Origin of the sequence: Methylobacterium sp. 22177 (genome assembly GCF_052045615.1) — a bacterium.
GTDB classification, from domain to species: domain Bacteria; phylum Pseudomonadota; class Alphaproteobacteria; order Rhizobiales; family Beijerinckiaceae; genus Methylobacterium; species Methylobacterium radiotolerans.
This window is the reverse complement of the sequence record NZ_JBQEPK010000014.1, coordinates 1-17819: the sequence shown is the minus strand read 5'-3', so window position 1 is coordinate 17819 and position 17819 is coordinate 1. Positions and strand designations below refer to the sequence as shown.

The following is a 17819-nucleotide window of genomic DNA, read 5'->3' as shown; positions in this document are numbered from 1 at the left end:
GCGACACGTTCCCGAACCCCGGCCGCATCCGGTCCGGCCGGACCGCGGCGGCCGACGTGGCGGAGGCCGAGGCGACGATCGCCGGGTCCTACCGGGCCCGGCTCTCCGAAGCGGGCCGGCCGAGCGCCACCGTGTAGGACGGGCCGGCCGCGACGGAGCGCCCCGGGACGCCGATCCGCTGCCAGAGCACGGTGCCGAGGGTCACGCTGAGCATCAGCGCGGTCGCGGAGAGCAGGAGCGTGGTCGCCCGGGCGTAGGCGCGACCGGCATGGATCAGCAGGCAGCCGAACGCGAAGATCGCGACGGCCTGGAACAGGTGCTGCACGGGCGACGTCCTCTCTGACGGCGGACGCGCGGTCCGGGCCGGCCGGGATCGACGCCATCGTGCCCGGGCGGCGTGAAAACGCGGTTAACGTCGGGTATAGCTGGCTCCGCCATCGCCCGCTCGCAGAGGAAGCCGCATGTCGCGTTCGAGGGTCCCGGAGGCGGAGAGCCGCCCCGACGGGACGGGGGTGATTCCGTCCCCCGACACGGCAATCCTGGGATCGGGCGCCGTCGGCGCGGGGGCGATCGGGGCGTCGGCCCTGGGCGCGCTGGCCCTCGGGGCCGCGGCCCTCGGCGTCGTGGCGGTCGGCGCCTTCGCGATCGGCCGCCTCTCGGTGGGTCGCGCCCGGGTCGGCGCCCTGGAGGTCGGCTCGCTGGAGATCGACACGCTCACGGTGCGGTCGGTGCGGATGCCGGAGCGCGGCTGAGCCGCGGCGCCGGAGACCGCACCCGGAGACATGCGAGGAGGGGAGCGATGACCGATCGAAAACCGCCCTTCCGGCCCGCGGACGCGGTCGACGCCCTCGGCGAGGTCGAGGGCGATTTCGTCCTGCCGCTCTGCCTGCCCGGATCCAACCTGCTGATCGGCGAGGATCTCGCCATGCTGGTCCTCGACACGATCCACGGGCAGCGGGTCGGCCTGCCGCTGAGCCCGCAGGGCGCGGCCGACCTCCACGCGGTCCTGGGTGAGGCCCTGCGGCTGCTGCAGGCGCGGGACCGCGGCCCCATCCAGTAGGCGCGCGCCGGCGAAAGGCTTCGTTGAGGCGGCCGGGATAGACAGGTCCCGGTTCCTCTCCGTGGCGGCCGATGCGCGCTCCGTTGCTACTCCTGCTGCTGGCCTGCGCCGCGCCCGCGCAGGCCCGGCCCGCCACCTTCCTGGCGGCGCACGCCGTCGGCATGGCCTCGCTGCCGCCCGTCCCGCCCGCGCCTGCGGCCATACCCGCACCGGTCGCCGCCGACGCGCGCGCCCGCTTCCTGCCGCTCATCGCCCGCGAGGCCGCCGGCACCGGCCTGCCCCTCGCGGTCGCCGACGCCGTCGCGCGGATCGAGAGCGGCTACGATCCCACCGTGGTCGGCAGCGTCGGCGAGGTCGGGCTGATGCAGGTCCGCCCGACCACCGCGGCGATGCTCGGCTTCCGCGGCACCGTCGCCGAGCTGGCGTCGCCGGAGATCAATGTCCGCTACGGCGTCCGCTACCTCGCCGAGGCCTGGCGCCGGGCCGACGGCGACCTCTGCCGCGCGCTGATGAAGTACCGGGCCGGCCACGGCGCCGAGTCGATGTCGCCCCTGTCGCAGCTCTACTGCGCCCGCGCCCAGGCGATCCTCGGCGACCCGGAGGCGCGCGCCGTCCGGGCGAGCGCCCGCGCGGCCGCGCCGGACCGCCTCGCCGCGCGGCCGGCGGGCCCCGTCCACCGGACGCGCGTCGCCGCCGTCCCGGCGAGGCCGCTGTCGTTCTGGGAGGCGCACCGGGCGCGCATCGCCCGGCTCAACGCCGCCGTGGTGGCGCGCTGGCGGGCCCGCGGCTGGTCGGCCGCCCCCGAGGCGTCGTCCGGCGATCCGGCGGGCGGCTAGCGCCGGTCACGCCTCGGGTTCGGCCTCCGGCCCGTCCGACCGGGCGCCGCGGGCGACCTCGCGCATCGCGGCGTCCGGGAGCGGGCGCTGGAGCCGCAGCGCCTCCGCGGTCGGCGCCTCCAGCCAGGTCGCCCACTCCTCCGGCTTCGTGAGCAGGACCGGCATCGCCTTGGGATGGACCGGCCCGACGACGCCGTTCGCCTCCGTGGTCAGGAAGGCGAAGAGCCGGTGCTCCTCGGCGACCCGATCGGGGTTCTCGCGCTTCGTGCCCCGCACGCCGGTCCAGGGCCGCCAGATCCCCGCGAAGGCGAAGAGCGGCCGGTCCTCGTCGAGGGCGAACCAGACCGGCGTCTTGCGCGGCTTCGTGTCGGCGTACTCGCTGAAGGCGTTGACCGGCACGAGGCAGCGATGGGCGACCCCGAGCCAGGGCCGCCAGTGCGGGCTCGCGACGTTGCGCACGTTGGTGATCGGATGCTCGCCGAACGCCTTGGGCCCCGGCATGCCCCAGCGCATCATCGCGAGGTCCCGGCCGGTCGCGCCGTTCAGGACCACCGGCGCCAGCTGGTCGGGAAAGATAGCCGGCAACAGCGGAAGGTTTCCGGTGCGATCCTCAGCGATCCCGAAGGCCCGGCGCAGGTCCGCGGGGCCGGTCCGCAGGCTGTAGAGGTTGCACATGGACGTCCCGGACGGTTGGTGAGCACGGCGCCGGCTCTACACGCGTCCGGGACGCCGCGACCAGCCGGGCGGAGGGAATGCCCCGGCCGATCCGTGGCCGGGGCGCCGTCGCCTCAGTTCAGGTGGAACACCACCTTCACGCAGCCGTCCTTCTTGTCGCGGAAGGTCTTGTAGAGGTCTGGCCCCTCCGCGAGGTTCTGCGAGCGGTGTGTGATCAGGGAGGTCATGTCGATCTTGCCCTCCTGGATCAGCTTGGTCAGCGGCTCGAGGTAGCGCTTCACGTGGGTCTGGCCGCTCTTGAGGGTCAGGCCCTTCTGGACGATCGAGCCCATGTTGACCGGGATCGGCCCGCCGTAGACGCCAGGCACCGAGACGATCCCGCAGGGACGGACCGCCTTGATGGCCTCGGCCAGCGCGTAGGGCCGCTCGGTGGCGGTGAGCTTCTCCTGCACCGTCGACAGCATGCCGGTGAGGCCGCCGTGGCCGGCGCTCGCCTCCATTCCGACGCAGTCGATCACGCCGTCGGCGCCCTGGCCCTTGGTGATCTCCTTGATCCGCTCGAACACGTCCTCGTTCATGAAGTCGATGACGTCGGTGGCGCCGGCCTTGCGGGCGAGGGCGATCCGCTCGGGCACGGTCTCGATGGCGATGATCCGCTCGGCTCCCATGATCTTCGCCGACTGGATCGCGAAGATGCCGACAGGGCCGGTGCCCCAGACCGCGATCGTCTCGCCGCCCCGGATCTCGCAGTGCTCCGCGCCCTGCCAGCCGGTCGGCAGGATGTCGGTGAGGAACAGGACGGACTCGTCGTCCATGCCGTCCGGCACCTTCATGGGCGCGACATCCGCCATGGGCACGCGCACGTACTCGGCCTGACCGCCCGCGTAGCCGCCGGTGAGGTGCGAGTAGCCGAACAGGCCGGCCGTCGTGTAGCCGAACTGCGCGGCCGCCATCTCGGCGTTGCGGTTCGAGCGCTCGCAGACCGAGTAGTTGCCGAGCTTGCACTGGCGGCACGCGCCGCAATTGATGTTGAAGGGCACGACGATCCGGTCGCCCTTCTTGAACTTGGTGAAGCCCTGTCCGACCTCGACGACCTCGCCCATGAACTCGTGGCCGAGGACGTCGCCGCTCTTCATGGTCGGCATCAGGCCGTCCATCAGGTGCAGGTCCGAGCCGCAGATCGCGCAGCTCGTGACCTTGATGATGACGTCGCGGGAATCCTCGATGACCGGATCTGGGACCGTGTCGCAGCGGATGTCGTTGCGGCCGTGCCAGCACAGTGCCTTCATGCGTCGTCTCTCCGGAAGCTCTCGGGGTCGCGGCCAACTCGGCCGTTCTCCCGTAAAGCCCGCTTCGGTGCGGCCAAGTTCCGGCGGCGGCGCGCCCCGCCTCGGGGCGAAGGGGTTTACGAATGTTTCACGTGAAACAGACCCGTTTACCGCCGCTTCACGAGTCGCGCGGGCACGGCCAGGGTCAGGCGACGCCGTCGATGCCGATCCGCAGCTGCTCGGGCCCCCGGAGCGACGCGCCCGGCCGGTAGGGCGGCGGATCGACCGCGAGCCGCGGGGCGACGAGGCGGCGGCTGAGCGCAACCAGGGCGATCTCGGCCTCAAGCCGCGCCAGGGGTGCGCCGACGCAGTAGTGCAGGCCCCCGCCGAAGCCGAAATGCTCGATGTCGCCCCGGTCGGGATCGAAGCGGTCGGGCGCCGCGAACCGGTCGTGATCGCGGTTCGCGGCCGCGAACATCAGGATGACGGGCGCGCCCTTGGGGATCATCTCGCCGGCCACCGCGATCGCGCCGAGGGCCTTGCGGGTCCGGAAATGCACCGGCGGCTCGTAGCGCAGGACCTCCTCGATCAGCCGCGGGGCCCGCTCGGGATCGGCCTTGAGCCGCTCCAGCTCCTCGGGATGCCGGAGCAGGGTCAGCATCGCGTTGGTGATGAGGTTCACGGTGGTCTCGTGACCCGCGACCAGCAGCAGGACCGCCGTCGACAGCAGGTCGAAGTCGCTCATCTGCTTCCGGCCGTCCGGGCCGGGGGCGGCGAGGCCGCTCAGCATGTCGTCCGCCGGGCGGCGGCGCTTCTCGCGGATGAGGTCGCGCATGTAGGCGGCGATCTCGTCGAAGGCGCCGACGATCTGGCGCCGGGTCCCGTCGTCGTGGCGCGCGTCCGGCTCCACGGCGGTGGCGAGCTGCGTCGCCCAGGCCTGGAACCGCGGCTCGTCCGCGCGCGGCACGCCGAGCAGCTCGCAGATCACCGTCACCGGCAGCGGGTAGGACAGGTCGCTCACGAGGCAGACCTCCCGCCGCTCCCGGCACGCGTCGATCAGGCCGTCCACCTCCCGGGCGATCCGCGGCCGCAGCGCCTGCACCCGCGCGATCGAGAATTCCCGCATCACCAGGCTGCGCAGCCGGTCGTGGTCCGGGGGGTCGCGGAAGATGAACGGGCGGTGCGTGGCGCTGATGCGATTCTTGATCGGGTTGAGGATCAGGTCCTTGAGCGGGTTGCCGGTGCGGGGCCGCCGGGGCGGCGGCAGGTCCTCGGAGCTGAGCCGCGGGTCGAACAGCAGGCTGCGGATCGCCGCGTGCGTGGAGACGACGTAGCTGCCGTCGCGCTGGCGCGAGACCGGCTGCTGCCGCATCCGTCGATAGAGCGGGTACGGGTCGGCCCGGTTGGCCGGATCCATCACGGCGGCGAACAGCGCGTCGTCAGACATGGACGGTCTCGGCGGAAGGCCGCGCCGGGGCGGCTCGGTGCGGCGGTGGGAAGCCCGGAACCGCCATCTCGACGCGCGGCCGGTCGGTGGCGTCGGTGATCGGCGGGAACGGATCGCCGGCCGTGATCGCCTCCGCGTAGGCGGGCAGCCAGCGGGCCTGATCGAACGAGACGGCCGCGATGCTGCGCCCGGCGCGGCCGTACACGGCGAGGAAGCGGCGGGAGGCCCGGGATCCCTGGACCACCGCGACGGAATCGGCCCCTTCGGGGAGGCCGACCAGCTTGATGTTGATCCCGAACTGGCTCGACCAGAAGGCCGGCAGGTGACCGTAGGGGCGCTGGTCGCCGGGCCCGGCCAGCATGTTGCGCGCCGCGTGCGCGGCCTGCTCGACGGCGTTGCCCCAGTGCTCCACGGCGATCAGGCGGTTGCCGTAGAGGGGGATCGGCCACCGGGCGACGTCGCCCGCGGCGTAGATGTCCGGGCAGGGCACCCCGTCGGCGTCGAGGACCCGGCAGGCCGCGTCGCAGGTCACGCCGCCGGCATCCGCGCGCAGGCCCGCACCCCGCAGCCAGCCCGTCGCCCGGGTCGCCCCCAGGGCGACGATGACCAGGTTGGTCTCGATGGTGCTGCCGTCCGCCAGGCGGGCCCGGGCGACGTGCCCGGACGCGTCGCCCTCGAACGCCCGCACCGTCGCGCCGGGGCGGAACGTGGCGCCGGACGCGCGCACGCACTCGGCGATCACGCTGCCGACGAAGGTCCCGAGACCCCGGGCCAGGGGCGCGGCGTTCGGGTCGACCAGGGTCACGGGCAGGCCCAGATCGCGCAGGCAGGAGGCCGCCTCGCAGCCGATCAGGCCGCCGCCCACGATCAGCACCTGCCGCGGGCGCGCCACCAGGGCGTCCCGCAAGGCGGCCGCGTCGTCGCGCCCGCGCAGGGTGAAGATGCCGGCGAACCCGCCACCGGTCTCGGCCGGCCAGGGCCGGGCCTCGGCGCCGGTGGCGATGAGCAGGGACTCGTAGGCGAGCGTCGACCCGTCGGCGAGCCGGAGCGTGCGGGCCGCCCGGTCGAGGGCGACGGCCGGGTTCCCGAGACGCCAGCGGGCGCGGAGCTCGGCCAGTTCCGGCAGCCGGGTCGCGTCGGCGGCGAGCTCCCCGGCGAGCACGTGCTTCGACAGGGGCGGGCGGTCGTAGGGGCGGTGCGGCTCGGCGCCGACCAGGGTGAGCGGCCCGTCGTAGCCGCCCCGCCGCAGCGCCTCGGCACCGCGCAGGCCGGCGAGGGAGGCCCCGACCACGACGATGCCGGCGGGTTCGGGAGTCACGGCGCGCCCCCGTCGTCCGGGCCGGCCTGGAGGCTGATGGCGCGGACCGGGCAGGCCTGCAGCGCCCGCTTGATGGCGCCGCGCCGCTCGGCCGGCGGCGCGGGATCGTAGAACAGGATCTCGTGGCCGCGGAGCGCGAAGGCGTCCGGCGCGGCGTAGCAGCACTGGGCGTAGCCCTGGCAGCGGTTGAGATCCACGACGACCCGGAGCGCCGCGGTGTCGGAGGCCGGCTTCACGCCGACCTCGCGAGCGGGCGCGCGGCCCCGTTATCGGCCTTGCCCCGGGCGCGCGCGAGATCGTCCACCGCGGTCAGGATCGACGCCATGGCGTCCCGCGCCGCGAAGGCGTCCCGCATCGCGCCGGCGCGCGCGCGGAAGTCGGGCTCGTCGAGCACGCGCGCCACCGCGGCGCCGACCGCCTCCGGGGTCGGCGCGTTGGTTCCGAGGTTGATCCCGACGCCGGACCAGCCGATGCGCGCGTTCACCTCCGCCTTGTCCTCCGTCAGGCCGGCCGAGACGATCGGCACCCCGGCGGCGAGCGCCTGCGAGACGCTCCCGTAGCCGCCGTTGGTCACGAGCACGCTCACCCGCGGCAGCAATTCGCGGAACGGCAGGAAGCACGACACCCGGGCATTGGCCGGGACTGGAACCGCCAGCGCGTCCACGGGCCGACCGCCGGTGGTGGCCAGGACCAGCAGATCGTCCCGGTCGGCCAGGGCGGTCAGGGTCGGCTCGACCAGCTCGCCGAGATCCGCGTTGGCCAGCGTGCCCTGGGTGACCAGCACGACGGGCCGGCCCGCCGCGTTCGCCGCCTCCAGCGCCGGCCACCACTCCGGCAGCGGCGCGGGCGGCGTCGGCGGCTGGAGCAGGCCGATGAAGCGCAGGCCCGGCGGCAGGGTGCCGTAATCGTACTCGAAGCCCGGCACGGTCGGCTGCAGGAACAGGTCCGGCAGGATCACGATGGAGTGGGGCAGGGAGGCCGGCAGGGGCGGCAGGCCGAGCGCCGCGAGCTTCGCGTCCGTGTAGGCCCGGACCGGGTTGACGAAGGCCGCATCCATGCCGGCCTTCAGGGTGGCGTAGCGGACCAGGTCGTCCCGGTCGCGGGCCGGCGGCAGGCCGAGTCCCACGGGGGCGTGGTCGGGCCGGTCGAGGAACAGGATGCTGACGTTGACGGTCACGATCGGCGGCCGCGGCGCGCTGTCGAGGAGCAGCGGCAGCGCGCCCAGGAACATGCTGCCGGCCAGGATCACGTCGGGGGCCTCGGCCGCGATCAGCGCCCGCAGGGCGGCGGCCTGGACCGGCATGGGATCCACGAACCGGCGCTCGAACTCGCGGCGATAGCGCTCCGGGCCGGCCGGCAGGTCGGTCTCGCGGTACTCGGCCGCGTGATCGTCGGCGTAGGGCGCGAAGCGCAGGCCCGCCGCCTCGACCTTCGGCCGGAAGGTCGGGTCGGTGAGCACGAGGACGTCGTCGCCCCGGGCGGCCGCCGTCCGCCCGATGGCGAGGAGCGGATTCACGTGGCCGGTGAGCGGCGTCGCGGCGATCAGGATCTTCATCACGGCCTCCTCGGGCGCCGCCGGTCGGGCCGGCGTCGCCCCTGCTCGGGTGCCGGCGCCTTCATCCGCGGGCGCCCCGTGGCCCCCGGCGCGCCGGACTCACAGGGGAAATCGCGGCCGGTCCAGCGCAGTTACACAACCGGAGGGTGCTTCGTGCGGCGCCGCACCATGGCATCCGGTTGAAGTCCGACGCAATATCGGAGTGTCACAGGCCACAGCCATCGTGCGTGCCGCCGGCACGCGGCGCGTCCTCCGTCCGGACGATGGCTGACGGCGCCCGGCCGCGACGGTCGGGGCGCCGTCAGTCGACCACGACGACCCGGTTCGGCAGCTCGTCGGGGTCGCCCGGACCCGCCGGGAGATGCTCCGCCAGGCAGGCTCCGACGCGCGCGACCGCCGTCGTCAGGCCGTCCTCGATCGCGCCGCGCCCGAGGGCCGGCATCAGCTCGGCGAGGATCCCGTCCCAGGCGGCCGGCGGGATCTCCCGCAGGACGCCGAGGTCGGTGACGATCTCGGCGTGCCGCTCGGCGAGCGACAGGTAGAGCAGGACCCCGGTGCGCCGGCGCGTCAGGCTCAGGCCGCGCGACCAGAAGGCCCGCCGGGCCGCCTCGCGGGCGCGGGCGCGGCGCAGGCGGCGCGGCACCAGGGCCATGCGCAGCCGCTCGTTCTGGCTCGCCACCAGGATCGCCGCCACGACGCCCGCCTGCGCCAGCAGGATCGACGCGGCGGTCCAGGCGGTCAGGGCGATCAGCGGCCAGGGCAGGACCAGCGCCGCGACGAGCGCGGTGAGCAGCACGATCGAGCGGTAGGCGCCGGCGCGCCGGCTCACCATCACGACGATCTCGCCGGAGGTCCCGGCCTCCGCGTGCCCGACCGCGCGGGCGAGCCGGTCCCGCGCCTCCGGAGTCAGCACGGCCGCGCGTCTACCAGTCACCGGAGGCCCCTCCGCCGCCCGACGAGCCGCCGCCGCCGGAAAATCCACCGTCGAAACCGCCCGAGGAGCCGCCCGAGCCGCCGTCCGAGAAGCCGCCGCCCCACCCGCCCGAGCCGGGCCCCGGCAGGATGACGAGGCCGCCGGGCCTCGACCGGCCGCCCCGGCTCATGCGCCACGCGACGAAGAGCACGATCAGGAACAGGGCGACGAAGACCGCCACCTGGGCGGGATCGACCTCGTCGGCCCGCACCTGCGGCTTGCGCTGCCACTCCTGCGCGTCGCCGGCCAGGATCGACAGGATGCCGTCGACGCCGGCGTCGAGGCCGCCGAAATAGTCGCCGGTCTTGAAGCGCGGCGTGATGGCGCCCGCGATGATCACCTTGGACAGGGCGTCGGTCAGCGCCCCCTCCAGGCCGTAGCCGACCTCGATCCGGACCTTCCGCTCGCTCGGCGCCACCAGCAGCAGGACGCCGTTGTCGGTCTTGGCCTGCCCGAGCTTCCAGTCCCGGAACAGCCGGTTGGCGTAGTCCTCGACGGTCGTGCCCTGCAGGTTCGGCACCGTGGCGACGACCACCTGGTCCGAGGTCTTGTCCTCGTGGGCCTTGAGCTTGGCCTCGAGGGTGCCGCGCTGCTCCGGCGTCAGGATGCCGGCCGCGTCGACCACGCGGCCGGTCAGCGCCGGGAAGGTCAGCTCGGCCGCCAGCGCTCCGATCGCGGTGATCGTCAGGCAGGCTGCCAGGACGGCGAGCGACAGGGCGTGCCGCCCCCGGACGGGCATGGCCCGGCACACGGTCCGGCCCATATGCGCCACCCTAGAACTTCACGTTCGGCGGCCGGTCGGCGTTCGGCGTCGCCGTGAAGGTCTCCATCGGCTTGGCGTCGGGATACAGGATCGCCGCGATCCAGCGGCCCGGGATCGTGCGCACCTCGGTGTTGTAGGCCTGCACGGCCGTGATGTAGTCGCGCCGCGCGACCGCGATGCGGTTCTCGGTGCCCTCCAGCTGGGATTGCAGGGCGAGGAAGTTCTGGTTCGACTTGAGGTCGGGGTACTTCTCCACCGTCACCAGCAGGCGTCCGAGCGCGCCCGAGAGCTGGTTCTGGGCGTCCTGGTACTCCTTGAACTTCTGCGGATCGCTGACGGTGGAGGCGTCGACCTTCACGCTGGACGCCTTGGCGCGCGCCTCGGTGACGCCGATCAGCACGTCCTTCTCCTGCTGGGCGTAGCCCTTCACGGTCTCGACGAGGTTGGGGATCAGGTCGGCCCGGCGCTGGTACTGGTTCTGCACCTCGCTCCACGAGGATTTGGCCTGCTCCTGCAGCGTCGGCACCCGGTTGACCGCCCCGCAGCCGGAGAGACCCGCGGCCACCAGGATCACCGAGAGCACGCCGAGGAGGCGCGCCGCGGGCGATGTCCGGCGCACCGCGCCGGCCGTCAGCGTCGTTCCCATATCGTCCCCCATCTGCCGGCCGAGACTCGGCCGCTTGATCACGAGTCCGAGAGATAAGGGCCGGAACCGCCAAGGTAAGGCCCCGGCTCGCCCGGCCTTGAAGGTTTGTGCCGCGGCCCGCTAAGGCGTCGGCAACGGACCGCGCCGGCGGACGTTCGGACCCTCGAGCCGAGGATCGGCGCGGCGCCGCGGAGGCCGGGAATGGATGCAGCACTCGCCGACCATGTCAGGGCCGCCAGCGCCGACGCGCGGCGCCACGCCCGGGCGTACCGGGCGCCGGCCGGCAAGGACGCGCTGCCCTGGTCGGTCATCGAGACGTTCGACGCCCGCGTCCGGGGCCACCTCGCCCGCGATCCGCGGATCGAGGACGAGCGCGACCGCGTCCTGATCGCCGCCGTGAAGCTCGCCGAGACGCCGGTCGAGGAGGGGGACGAGAGCATCGCCGAGGCGCGCGCCCATCTCGTCGACGCGATCGACTACCTGGAGCAGGCGGTGCTGCGGTTCGGCCTCGTCAACCGCGAGGGGGCCAAGGCCGGCCTCGGCACCTACGGCCAGCCGGTCGGCTCCCGCGACTGACGGCCCGCCCGCACCGCGCCGCCGGATGTCCGCCGACCTGCCCGCGGCCGCGACCCTGAGCCGCCTCGACCTGAAGACGCTCCGGCTGTTCGCGGCCATCTGCGCGGAGGGGACGCTGAACGGCGCGGCCCGCCGCGCGGCGATCGCGCCCTCGGCGGTCAGCAAGCGCCTCGCCGAACTGGAGCACGCGCTGGGCTGCACCTTGCTCACCCGCGAGCCGCGCGGCATGCGGCTCACGCCGGCCGGCGAGACCCTGCTGCACCACACGCGCCGGATGCTGGCGAGCGCCGAGCAGATCGCCCTGGAACTCGCCGAGCACGCCCGGGGCGTGCGCGGCTTCGTGCGGGTGCTCGCCAACCTCTCGGCCATCGTGGAGTTCCTGCCCGAGGACCTGCAGGCCTTCCTGGCCGCGCAGGACGGGATCCGGGTCGACCTCGAGGAGCGCCCGAGCGGCGGCGTCGTCGCCGGCGTCGAGGAGGGGTTCGCCGATCTCGGCCTCTGCGCGGACAACACCGACACCCGCGGCCTCACCGCCTACCCGTACCGGAGCGACCGCCTCGTCCTGGTGATGCCGGCCGGGCATCCCCTGAGCGGCCGCGGCGCCGTCGCGCTGGCCGACAGCCTCGACTACGACCATGTCGGGCTGCACGCGGAGAGCTCGATCTACGCCGCCCTGCGCGACGAGGCCCGGCGCCTCGGCCGGCCGCTGCGGCTGCGGATGCACGTCCCGAGCTTCGACGCGATCTGCCGCATGGCGCAGGTCGGCCTGGGGCTCGGCACCGTGCCGGAGCACGTCTACGCCCTGCTCGGGCCGCCGATGCACCTCACGGCGGTGCCGCTCACCGATCCCTGGGCGCAGCGCACGCTGCGCCTCGTGGTCCGCCCGGGCGCCCTGCCCCCCGCGGCGGCGCTCCTGCTGGAGCATCTCCGGGCTGTCGCCGGGCGCTGAGCCGGCGTTCTCCGTTCGCGAACGCCCGGTGGCGCATCGCGTTTGGACTCGGCGCCGGGAAGGGCCTTATCTCCGGGGCAACAAACGATGGAGGAAAGCCGTGTCCGGTCCGCTCAGCGGTATCCGCGTTCTCGAGCTCGGTCAGCTGATCGCCGCGCCCTTCGCCACGCGGCTGATGGCCGAGTTCGGCGCCGAGGTGATCAAGGTCGAGGCCCCGGGCGAGGGCGACCCGCTCCGGAAGTGGCGCAAGATGCACGAGGGCACCTCGCTCTGGTGGTACCTGCAGTCGCGCAACAAGAAGTCGATCGCCGTCAATCTGAAGTCGCCCGAGGGGCTCGACATCGTCAAGCAGCTCGCCGCGAGCGCCGACGTGGTGGTCGAGAACTTCCGTCCCGGCGGCCTGGAGAAGCTCGGCCTCGGCTGGGACGTGCTCTCCGCCCTCAACCCGAACCTCGTGATGGTCCGGATCTCGGGCTACGGCCAGACCGGCCCCTACCGCGACCGGCCCGGCTTCGGGGCCATCGGCGAGTCGATGGGCGGCATCCGCTTCACCACCGGCAGCCCGGATTCCCCGCCGGCCCGGGTCGGCGTCAGCATCGGCGACACCCTGGCCTCGCTCCACGGCGTCATCGGCGCGCTGATGGCCCTGCTGCGCGTGAAGACCGGGCAGGGCGCCGGTCAGGTGATCGACGTCTCCCTCGTCGAGAGCGTGTTCAACGTCATGGAGAGCCTCGTCCCGGAGTACGACCTGCTGGGCGAGGTCCGCACCCGCACCGGCGGCGCCCTGCCGGGCATCACCCCGTCGAACACCTACCCGACGCGGGACGGCGGCTACGTGGTCATCGCCGGCAACAGCGACCCGATCTTCCGCCGCCTGATGACGGCGATCGGCCGTCCCGACCTCGCGGACGACCCGGCCCTGCGCAACAACGAGGGCCGCTCCAAGCAGTCGGCCATGCTGGACGGCACCATCGCCGACTGGTCGAAGACGAAGAGTGTGGAGGAGGCGCTCGCCGTCCTCGACGCCGCCGACGTGCCCGCCGGCCGCATCTACTCGGTCGCCGACATCGTGGCCGATCCGCATTATCAGGCGCGCGACATGATCCTGCAGGCGGAGCTGCCCGGCGGGACGGCCGTGAAGATGCCCGGCATCGTGCCGAAGCTCTCCGACACGCCTGGCGAAGTCCGCTGGCAGGGGCCGGCCCTCGGCGCCCACACCGATTCCGTGCTCGCCGAGCTCGGTCTCGACCCGGCGCGCATCGCCGCGCTGCGCGAGAAGGGAGCCGTGGCATGAGCGGCGACGCGCTGATCGTCCAGGAGGTCGCGACCCGCGACGGCTTCCAGATCGAGCCGGTCTTCGTGCCGACGGCGGAGAAGATCCGCCTGATCGACGCCCTGGCGGAGGCCGGCTTCCGCCGGATCGAGGTCTCCTCCTTCGTCTCGCCGAAGGCGGTGCCGGCCCTCGCCGACGCGGCCGAGGTCTTTTCCGGGATCCGGCGCCGGCCCGGGACCGTCTACGTCGCCCTGGTGCCGAACCCGAAGGGCGCCGAGCGGGCGCTCGCCGCCAGGGTCGACGAGATCAACCTCGTCGCCTCTGTGAGCGAGACCCACAACCGCGCCAACATGGGCATGAGTCCGGCCGACTCGATCGCCGGCTTCGCGCGGATCATGGATTCGGTGCGCGGCGCCCCCGTCAGCACCAACGCCACGGTGGCGACGGCTTTCGGCTGCCCGTTCGAGGGCGACCAGCCCGCCGACACGGTCGTCGCGCAGGTGGAGCGCTACCTGTCTTTGGGCGTCGACGGCGTGACGCTGGCCGACACGACCGGCATGGCCAATCCCCGGCAGGTGAGCCGCCTCGTCGCGCGGGTCCTGCCCCTCGTCGGTCCCGGCCGCCTGACGCTCCACTTCCACAACACCCGCGGCCTCGGCCTCGCCAACGTGCTGGCGGCCTACGACGCGGGCGCCCGCCGCTTCGACGCGGCGCTCGGCGGCCTGGGCGGCTGCCCGTTCGCGCCCGGCGCCACCGGCAACATCTGCACCGAGGATCTCGTCAGCATGGCCCACGAGATGGGCGTGCCGACGGGCCTCGACCTCCCGGCGCTGATCGGCCTGTCGCGCGACCTGCCGCGCCTCGTCGGCCACGACGTGCCCGGCCAGGTCGCCAAGGCCGGACGGCCCTGCGACCTGCACCCGGCGCCCGCCCGGGCGGCCTGAGCCGGAGACGGAGAGGGGCGGCCTTACAATGGCCCGCCCCACGCGTCGGACGCGACGCGCTCCCTCTCCCGAACGGGAGAGGGTCGGGGTGAGGGATGAGAACTCTCCGGATGTGGCACACCGTCGACGTGCCGGCAGGACGCTTCTCATCCGGACAGACCTGATCCCTCACCCTGTCCCTCTCCCGAACGGGAGAGGGGACCCGCGCCTCGTCCGGCGAAGGCGGCATCGCCGTCGTGTGCCGTGAGCTGCGCCCGAACCTGACTTCGCGGAAAGCCGCCCGTCCGAAGGCGGCACCGCCCAAGACACGTCCCTCAAGAACACACCACGGAGGAAACCATGACCGCAGCCCTGTCCGGGTCGCCGGCCGCCGCCGAGACCGGCGCGGTGACGGAGACCGGCGTCGTCCGCAAGGTCGCGTGGCGGCTCATGCCGCTGATCATGATCTGCTACATGTTCGCGTTCTTCGACCGCATCAACATCAGCTTCGCCAAGTTCCAGCTCCAGAGCGACCTCGGCTTCAGCAACGTCGCCTACGGGCTCGGCGCGAGCATGTTTGTGGTCGGCTACGTGATCTTCGAGGTGCCCTCGAACCTGTTCCTCTACCGGGTCGGGGCGCGGCGCTGGATCGCCCGGATCATGATCTCCTGGGGCATCGCCACCGCGCTGATGATCTTCATCCGCAGCGAGTGGCACTTCTACGCCCTGCGCTTCCTGATCGGCGCGATGGAGGCGGGCTTCGCCCCCGGCATCCTCTACTACCTGACCATCTGGTTCCCGGCCTCGCATCGCGGCCGCATCACCTCGTTCATGTTCGTGGCCTCGGCCTTCTCGGGGATCTTCGGCGCGCCGGTGGCGGGCCTGATCCTCGGCGGCCTCAACGGCGTCGGGGGCCTCGCCGGCTGGCAATGGCTGTTCCTGGCCGGCGGCCTGCCCTGCCTCGTGCTCGGAATGCTCGTGCTGACGCGCCTCGACGACCGGATCGCCGACGCCCGCTGGCTGTCCGAGTCCGAGAAGGCGCTCCTGTCGAGCCGGATCGCCCACCACAACCGAGATATCGGCGACCACTCGCTGATCGGGGCGATCAAGCAGCCGGGCTTCCTGCTGATCGCGCTGATCTACTTCCTGCTCCAGATCGGCTCCTACGGGCTGAACTTCTGGGGGCCGGACCTGATCAAGACCGCGAGCGGCGGGCAGGCGGCCTCGGTGGGTTTCCTGACGGCGATTCCCTACATCTGCGGGGCGATCAGCATGGTGGTGATCGGGCGCCTGTCCGACGCCTCGGGCGAGCGGCCGAAATTCGTCGCCGGCCTCGCCATCGCGGCGGCGCTCGGCTTCTTCGGCGCCGGCCTGTTCGACAAGCACATCGTGCCGCTGATGTTCGCCCTGGCGCTGCTGGGGGCCGGCATCGTCGCGTCGATCCCGACCTTCTGGACGCTGCCGGCCAAGCTCGTCACCGGCGTCGGCGCGGCCGGCGGGATCGCGCTGATCAACACGCTCGGGCAGTTCGGCGGCATCGTCAGCCCGGTGATGGTCGGCTGGGTGAAGGATCTCACCGGCTCGACGACGCCCGCGCTCTACGGGATCGGCGTGCTCTGCCTCGTCGCCGCCGGGCTGGCGCTCTTCGCCATGCCGGCGAGCCTGCGCCGGAGCGACCGCGCGGCGTGAGACGGCCCGCCGCCCCGGCGTGGCCGGGGTGGCGGATCTCGGGCGGCGGCGCGGGCCGCCAGCGGTCGTCGCGGGGCTTCAGGCCGCGACGGACCTTGAAGCGGCGGCCGGTGTGGGCGTGGCTGGCGATGCCGCGCGCCTCGGCCGAGGCACGGACCGGCCGGCGCGGCGACAGGTCCACCGGGGCGGGTCGAGGTCGGGATCGCCGCGGTCGGCCGCACCATAGGCCCTCGCCCGCGGGACCGCGCCGCTGCCGCGGATCGGCCGGGGCACCTCCCGGGCCATCCGCCCGGCGAGACCGGCGACGCGCAGGTCCAACCCGATCTCCGCCACGGGTGCGGCCCTGTCCGCCGGCGGTCGAGACCGAAGTCCGCATGGACCCGATCCCGCGACAGCCCGCTGGGACCGAGACGCGAGGCCCACCGCGCGCCCGGCGCAGGGACCGGCCGAGGCGGGCGGGACGGCCCGAGCGGGCGCGACGCGGGACCGCCGATGCCGAAGTCGAGTTCGGGCACCGATCTCGGCGGCCGAAAACAGTGAACACATCAGTAACCATGGCCGGAATGCCGTCCGTTGCGCGGTGGAGCAAAAAACCTCGCGCCGTCGGACAAACCGCCGTCCGCTCATATTGTATATTATCTGCAACCTCAAGAAACGGAGAGAAATCAACTTGAGGTAGAAATGTCCCGCCGGCTGAACCGTTGCTCAGCCTTCCTCCGCGCGACACCCGGTGCGAGCCGGCCGCTCGGGGACGAGGCCCGGATGGTGGGACGCCCTCGAACAGCGATGTCTCAGATGGACCACCTTACCGACCACCGTTCAACTTTCATGCTGGAGAAGGTCGGCGCGATCGTCGCGGCCTACGTCTCGCGCAACGCGATCGAGGTCACGGCGCTGCCGGCGCTGATCGACCAAGTGCACGCGGCGATCGCGGTGCTCCGCCGCGCGCCGTCCGATTTCGGCGGGGTCGGGCTGAGCCAGCCGCAGGTCGAAGCGTCGATCCAGGACACGGGCCTGATCAGCTTCATCGACGGCCGGTCCTACCAGACCCTGAAGCGCCACCTCACCGCGCACGGCCTCACCCCCGAGCGCTACCGGGCGAAGTACGGCCTGCCGGCCGACTACCCGATGGTGGCACCGGGCTACGCCGCGCGGCGCTCGGAGATCGCCCGGGCGATCCAGCTCGGCCACAAGGCGGCCTGAGCGATGGCGCCCGACGCTTCCGCGGATCCGGCCCGAACCCGCACGCCGTCCCCGGAGACGGCGCGCGCCAGCGACGCCCTGAGCCGCATCGCCGGCATCCTCGACGTGCCGGTGGCGAGCTTCTACCCGGATGCCGACCGGCCCGACGCGGCCATGACCCAGGCGGCCGACCTCGTGTCGGCGTTCGTGACGATCGACAGTCCGGCGGCGCGCCGGACCTGCCTGGCCTTCGTGCGGGCGATGGCGAGTTCCTGAAGCGTCGGGGGGCGCTGCAGGAAGCCGGAGACCGGGCCGCCTCGTCGGAGGCGGACCGCGGTCTCCGGCCCGCCCGGGCCGAGCCCGCGTCAGAACACGTGGCGCAGGATGAAGAACAGCACGGCCGCGAGGGTGATGGCCGCCGGCAGGGTCAGGACCCAGGCGAGCGCCATGTTGCGCACCGTGGACATCTGGAGTCCCGAGCCGTTGGCCGCCATGGTGCCGGCGACGCCCGACGACAGGATGTGGGTGGTCGAGACCGGCAGGCCGTAGAGCTCGGCCAGCCCGATCGTGCCGGCGGCGACGATCTCGGCCGAGGCGCCCTGCGCGTAGGTCAGGTGGGTCTTGCCGATCTTCTCGCCCACCGTGACGACGATGCGCTTCCATCCGACCATGGTGCCGAGACCCAG

The 17819-nt window shown here is 73.3% G+C and carries 21 protein-coding genes; 10 read left to right on the top strand and 11 right to left on the bottom strand.

Annotated features, from left to right (window positions below; translation table 11 throughout):
- Positions 1-88 precede the first annotated feature (88 nt).
- Entirely contained in the window at positions 89-325 is a 237-nt protein-coding gene (locus ACTJK8_RS14785; RefSeq protein ID WP_440762111.1) for a hypothetical protein, read from the bottom strand.
- Between the two features lie 136 nt (positions 326-461).
- On the opposite strand from ACTJK8_RS14785, the gene ACTJK8_RS14780 reads away from it, so the two are divergent.
- The 3 genes from ACTJK8_RS14780 (at position 462) to ACTJK8_RS14770 (ending at position 1896) form a co-directional block, all read left to right on the top strand.
- Positions 462-752: a hypothetical protein gene (locus tag ACTJK8_RS14780; RefSeq protein WP_440762110.1), complete on the top strand. Its 291-nt coding sequence runs from the start codon at positions 462-464 to the stop codon at positions 750-752.
- Between the two features lie 47 nt (positions 753-799).
- Positions 800-1060 carry a hypothetical protein gene (locus ACTJK8_RS14775; protein WP_012320815.1) on the top strand — a complete coding sequence of 87 codons (261 nt, stop codon included), beginning with the start codon at positions 800-802 and terminating at the stop codon, positions 1058-1060.
- A gap of 71 nt (positions 1061-1131) precedes the next feature.
- Positions 1132-1896 (top strand): lytic transglycosylase domain-containing protein, encoded by a 765-nt coding sequence (locus tag ACTJK8_RS14770; RefSeq protein ID WP_440762109.1) that lies wholly within the window; start codon positions 1132-1134, stop codon positions 1894-1896.
- A 6-nt stretch (positions 1897-1902) separates the two neighbouring features.
- Here the strand turns inward: ACTJK8_RS14770 and ACTJK8_RS14765 are convergent, their stop codons facing one another.
- From ACTJK8_RS14765 to ACTJK8_RS14725, 9 genes are all read right to left on the bottom strand, one after another.
- Entirely contained in the window at positions 1903-2571 is a 669-nt protein-coding gene (locus ACTJK8_RS14765) for an SOS response-associated peptidase (protein ID WP_012320813.1), read from the bottom strand.
- 113 nt (positions 2572-2684) lie between these two features.
- Complete coding sequence (locus ACTJK8_RS14760) at positions 2685-3860, bottom strand: zinc-dependent alcohol dehydrogenase (protein ID WP_012320812.1); 1176 nt, start codon at positions 3858-3860, stop codon at positions 2685-2687.
- Positions 3861-4044: 184 nt separating this feature from the next.
- On the bottom strand, positions 4045-5286 hold the full coding sequence (locus ACTJK8_RS14755) for a cytochrome P450 (RefSeq protein ID WP_440762108.1): 1242 nt from the start codon (positions 5284-5286) through the stop codon (positions 4045-4047).
- Positions 5279-6604 (bottom strand): FAD-dependent oxidoreductase, encoded by a 1326-nt coding sequence (locus ACTJK8_RS14750; RefSeq protein ID WP_053620808.1) that lies wholly within the window; start codon positions 6602-6604, stop codon positions 5279-5281. Before ACTJK8_RS14750 ends, ACTJK8_RS14755 begins: the two co-directional genes overlap by 8 nt.
- Positions 6601-6840, bottom strand: coding sequence for a ferredoxin (locus ACTJK8_RS14745; protein ID WP_440762107.1), 240 nt, complete (start codon positions 6838-6840; stop codon positions 6601-6603). Before ACTJK8_RS14745 ends, ACTJK8_RS14750 begins: the two co-directional genes overlap by 4 nt.
- On the bottom strand, positions 6837-8159 hold the full coding sequence (locus ACTJK8_RS14740) for a nucleotide disphospho-sugar-binding domain-containing protein (protein WP_029361369.1): 1323 nt from the start codon (positions 8157-8159) through the stop codon (positions 6837-6839). The genes ACTJK8_RS14745 and ACTJK8_RS14740 overlap by 4 nt, the downstream gene beginning before the upstream one ends.
- Positions 8160-8460: 301 nt before the next feature.
- Positions 8461-9093 (bottom strand): TPM domain-containing protein, encoded by a 633-nt coding sequence (locus ACTJK8_RS14735; RefSeq protein WP_116656478.1) that lies wholly within the window; start codon positions 9091-9093, stop codon positions 8461-8463.
- On the bottom strand, positions 9083-9871 hold the full coding sequence (locus ACTJK8_RS14730) for a TPM domain-containing protein (protein WP_059409932.1): 789 nt from the start codon (positions 9869-9871) through the stop codon (positions 9083-9085). The genes ACTJK8_RS14735 and ACTJK8_RS14730 overlap by 11 nt, the downstream gene beginning before the upstream one ends.
- A 34-nt stretch (positions 9872-9905) precedes the next feature.
- The gene (locus ACTJK8_RS14725; RefSeq protein ID WP_373866324.1) at positions 9906-10529 is read right to left on the bottom strand and encodes a LemA family protein; all 624 of its coding nucleotides are present in this window, start codon (positions 10527-10529) and stop codon (positions 9906-9908) included.
- A 213-nt stretch (positions 10530-10742) separates the two neighbouring features.
- On the opposite strand from ACTJK8_RS14725, the gene ACTJK8_RS14720 reads away from it, so the two are divergent.
- The 7 genes from ACTJK8_RS14720 to ACTJK8_RS14690 all read left to right on the top strand — a co-directional run bounded on the left by ACTJK8_RS14720 (position 10743) and on the right by ACTJK8_RS14690 (position 17409).
- Positions 10743-11117, top strand: a complete 375-nt coding sequence (locus tag ACTJK8_RS14720) for a hypothetical protein (protein WP_012320804.1) — start codon at positions 10743-10745, stop codon at positions 11115-11117.
- 25 nt (positions 11118-11142) lie between these two features.
- Complete coding sequence (locus ACTJK8_RS14715) at positions 11143-12066, top strand: LysR substrate-binding domain-containing protein (protein WP_063111803.1); 924 nt, start codon at positions 11143-11145, stop codon at positions 12064-12066.
- A gap of 100 nt (positions 12067-12166) precedes the next feature.
- Positions 12167-13360: a CaiB/BaiF CoA transferase family protein gene (locus ACTJK8_RS14710; protein WP_012320802.1), complete on the top strand. Its 1194-nt coding sequence runs from the start codon at positions 12167-12169 to the stop codon at positions 13358-13360.
- The gene (locus ACTJK8_RS14705; RefSeq protein WP_043074314.1) at positions 13357-14283 is read left to right on the top strand and encodes a hydroxymethylglutaryl-CoA lyase; all 927 of its coding nucleotides are present in this window, start codon (positions 13357-13359) and stop codon (positions 14281-14283) included. Before ACTJK8_RS14710 ends, ACTJK8_RS14705 begins: the two co-directional genes overlap by 4 nt.
- A 339-nt stretch (positions 14284-14622) precedes the next feature.
- Positions 14623-15951, top strand: a complete 1329-nt coding sequence (locus ACTJK8_RS14700) for an MFS transporter (RefSeq protein WP_063111802.1) — start codon at positions 14623-14625, stop codon at positions 15949-15951.
- Between the two features lie 795 nt (positions 15952-16746).
- Positions 16747-17154, top strand: a complete 408-nt coding sequence (locus tag ACTJK8_RS14695; RefSeq protein ID WP_024829089.1) for a MucR family transcriptional regulator — start codon at positions 16747-16749, stop codon at positions 17152-17154.
- Between the two features lie 3 nt (positions 17155-17157).
- A complete protein-coding gene (locus tag ACTJK8_RS14690; protein ID WP_012320798.1) occupies positions 17158-17409 on the top strand; it encodes a hypothetical protein in 252 nt (83 codons plus the stop codon).
- An 89-nt stretch (positions 17410-17498) separates the two neighbouring features.
- On the opposite strand, the gene ACTJK8_RS14685 is transcribed toward ACTJK8_RS14690, so the two are convergent.
- On the bottom strand, positions 17499-17819 hold a 321-nt coding region (locus ACTJK8_RS14685; protein ID WP_440762106.1), incomplete at its 5' end, for an inorganic phosphate transporter.

Bases quoted from the DNA above. Each gene is read 5' to 3' on its own strand.
- ACTJK8_RS14780 (WP_440762110.1), top strand. From the start codon at position 462: ATGTCGCGTTCGAGGGTCCCGGAGGCGGAGAGCCGCCCCGACGGGACG.
- ACTJK8_RS14775 (WP_012320815.1), top strand. From the start codon at position 800: ATGACCGATCGAAAACCGCCCTTCCGGCCCGCGGACGCGGTCGACGCC.
- ACTJK8_RS14770 (WP_440762109.1), top strand. From the start codon at position 1,132: ATGCGCGCTCCGTTGCTACTCCTGCTGCTGGCCTGCGCCGCGCCCGCG.
- ACTJK8_RS14765 (WP_012320813.1), bottom strand. From the start codon at position 2,571: ATGTGCAACCTCTACAGCCTGCGGACCGGCCCCGCGGACCTGCGCCGG.
- ACTJK8_RS14760 (WP_012320812.1), bottom strand. From the start codon at position 3,860: ATGAAGGCACTGTGCTGGCACGGCCGCAACGACATCCGCTGCGACACG.
- ACTJK8_RS14755 (WP_440762108.1), bottom strand. From the start codon at position 5,286: ATGTCTGACGACGCGCTGTTCGCCGCCGTGATGGATCCGGCCAACCGG.
- ACTJK8_RS14740 (WP_029361369.1), bottom strand. From the start codon at position 8,159: ATGAAGATCCTGATCGCCGCGACGCCGCTCACCGGCCACGTGAATCCG.
- ACTJK8_RS14730 (WP_059409932.1), bottom strand. From the start codon at position 9,871: ATGCCCGTCCGGGGGCGGCACGCCCTGTCGCTCGCCGTCCTGGCAGCC.
- ACTJK8_RS14720 (WP_012320804.1), top strand. From the start codon at position 10,743: ATGGATGCAGCACTCGCCGACCATGTCAGGGCCGCCAGCGCCGACGCG.
- ACTJK8_RS14715 (WP_063111803.1), top strand. From the start codon at position 11,143: ATGTCCGCCGACCTGCCCGCGGCCGCGACCCTGAGCCGCCTCGACCTG.
- ACTJK8_RS14705 (WP_043074314.1), top strand. From the start codon at position 13,357: ATGAGCGGCGACGCGCTGATCGTCCAGGAGGTCGCGACCCGCGACGGC.
- ACTJK8_RS14700 (WP_063111802.1), top strand. From the start codon at position 14,623: ATGACCGCAGCCCTGTCCGGGTCGCCGGCCGCCGCCGAGACCGGCGCG.
- ACTJK8_RS14695 (WP_024829089.1), top strand. From the start codon at position 16,747: ATGGACCACCTTACCGACCACCGTTCAACTTTCATGCTGGAGAAGGTC.
- ACTJK8_RS14690 (WP_012320798.1), top strand. From the start codon at position 17,158: ATGGCGCCCGACGCTTCCGCGGATCCGGCCCGAACCCGCACGCCGTCC.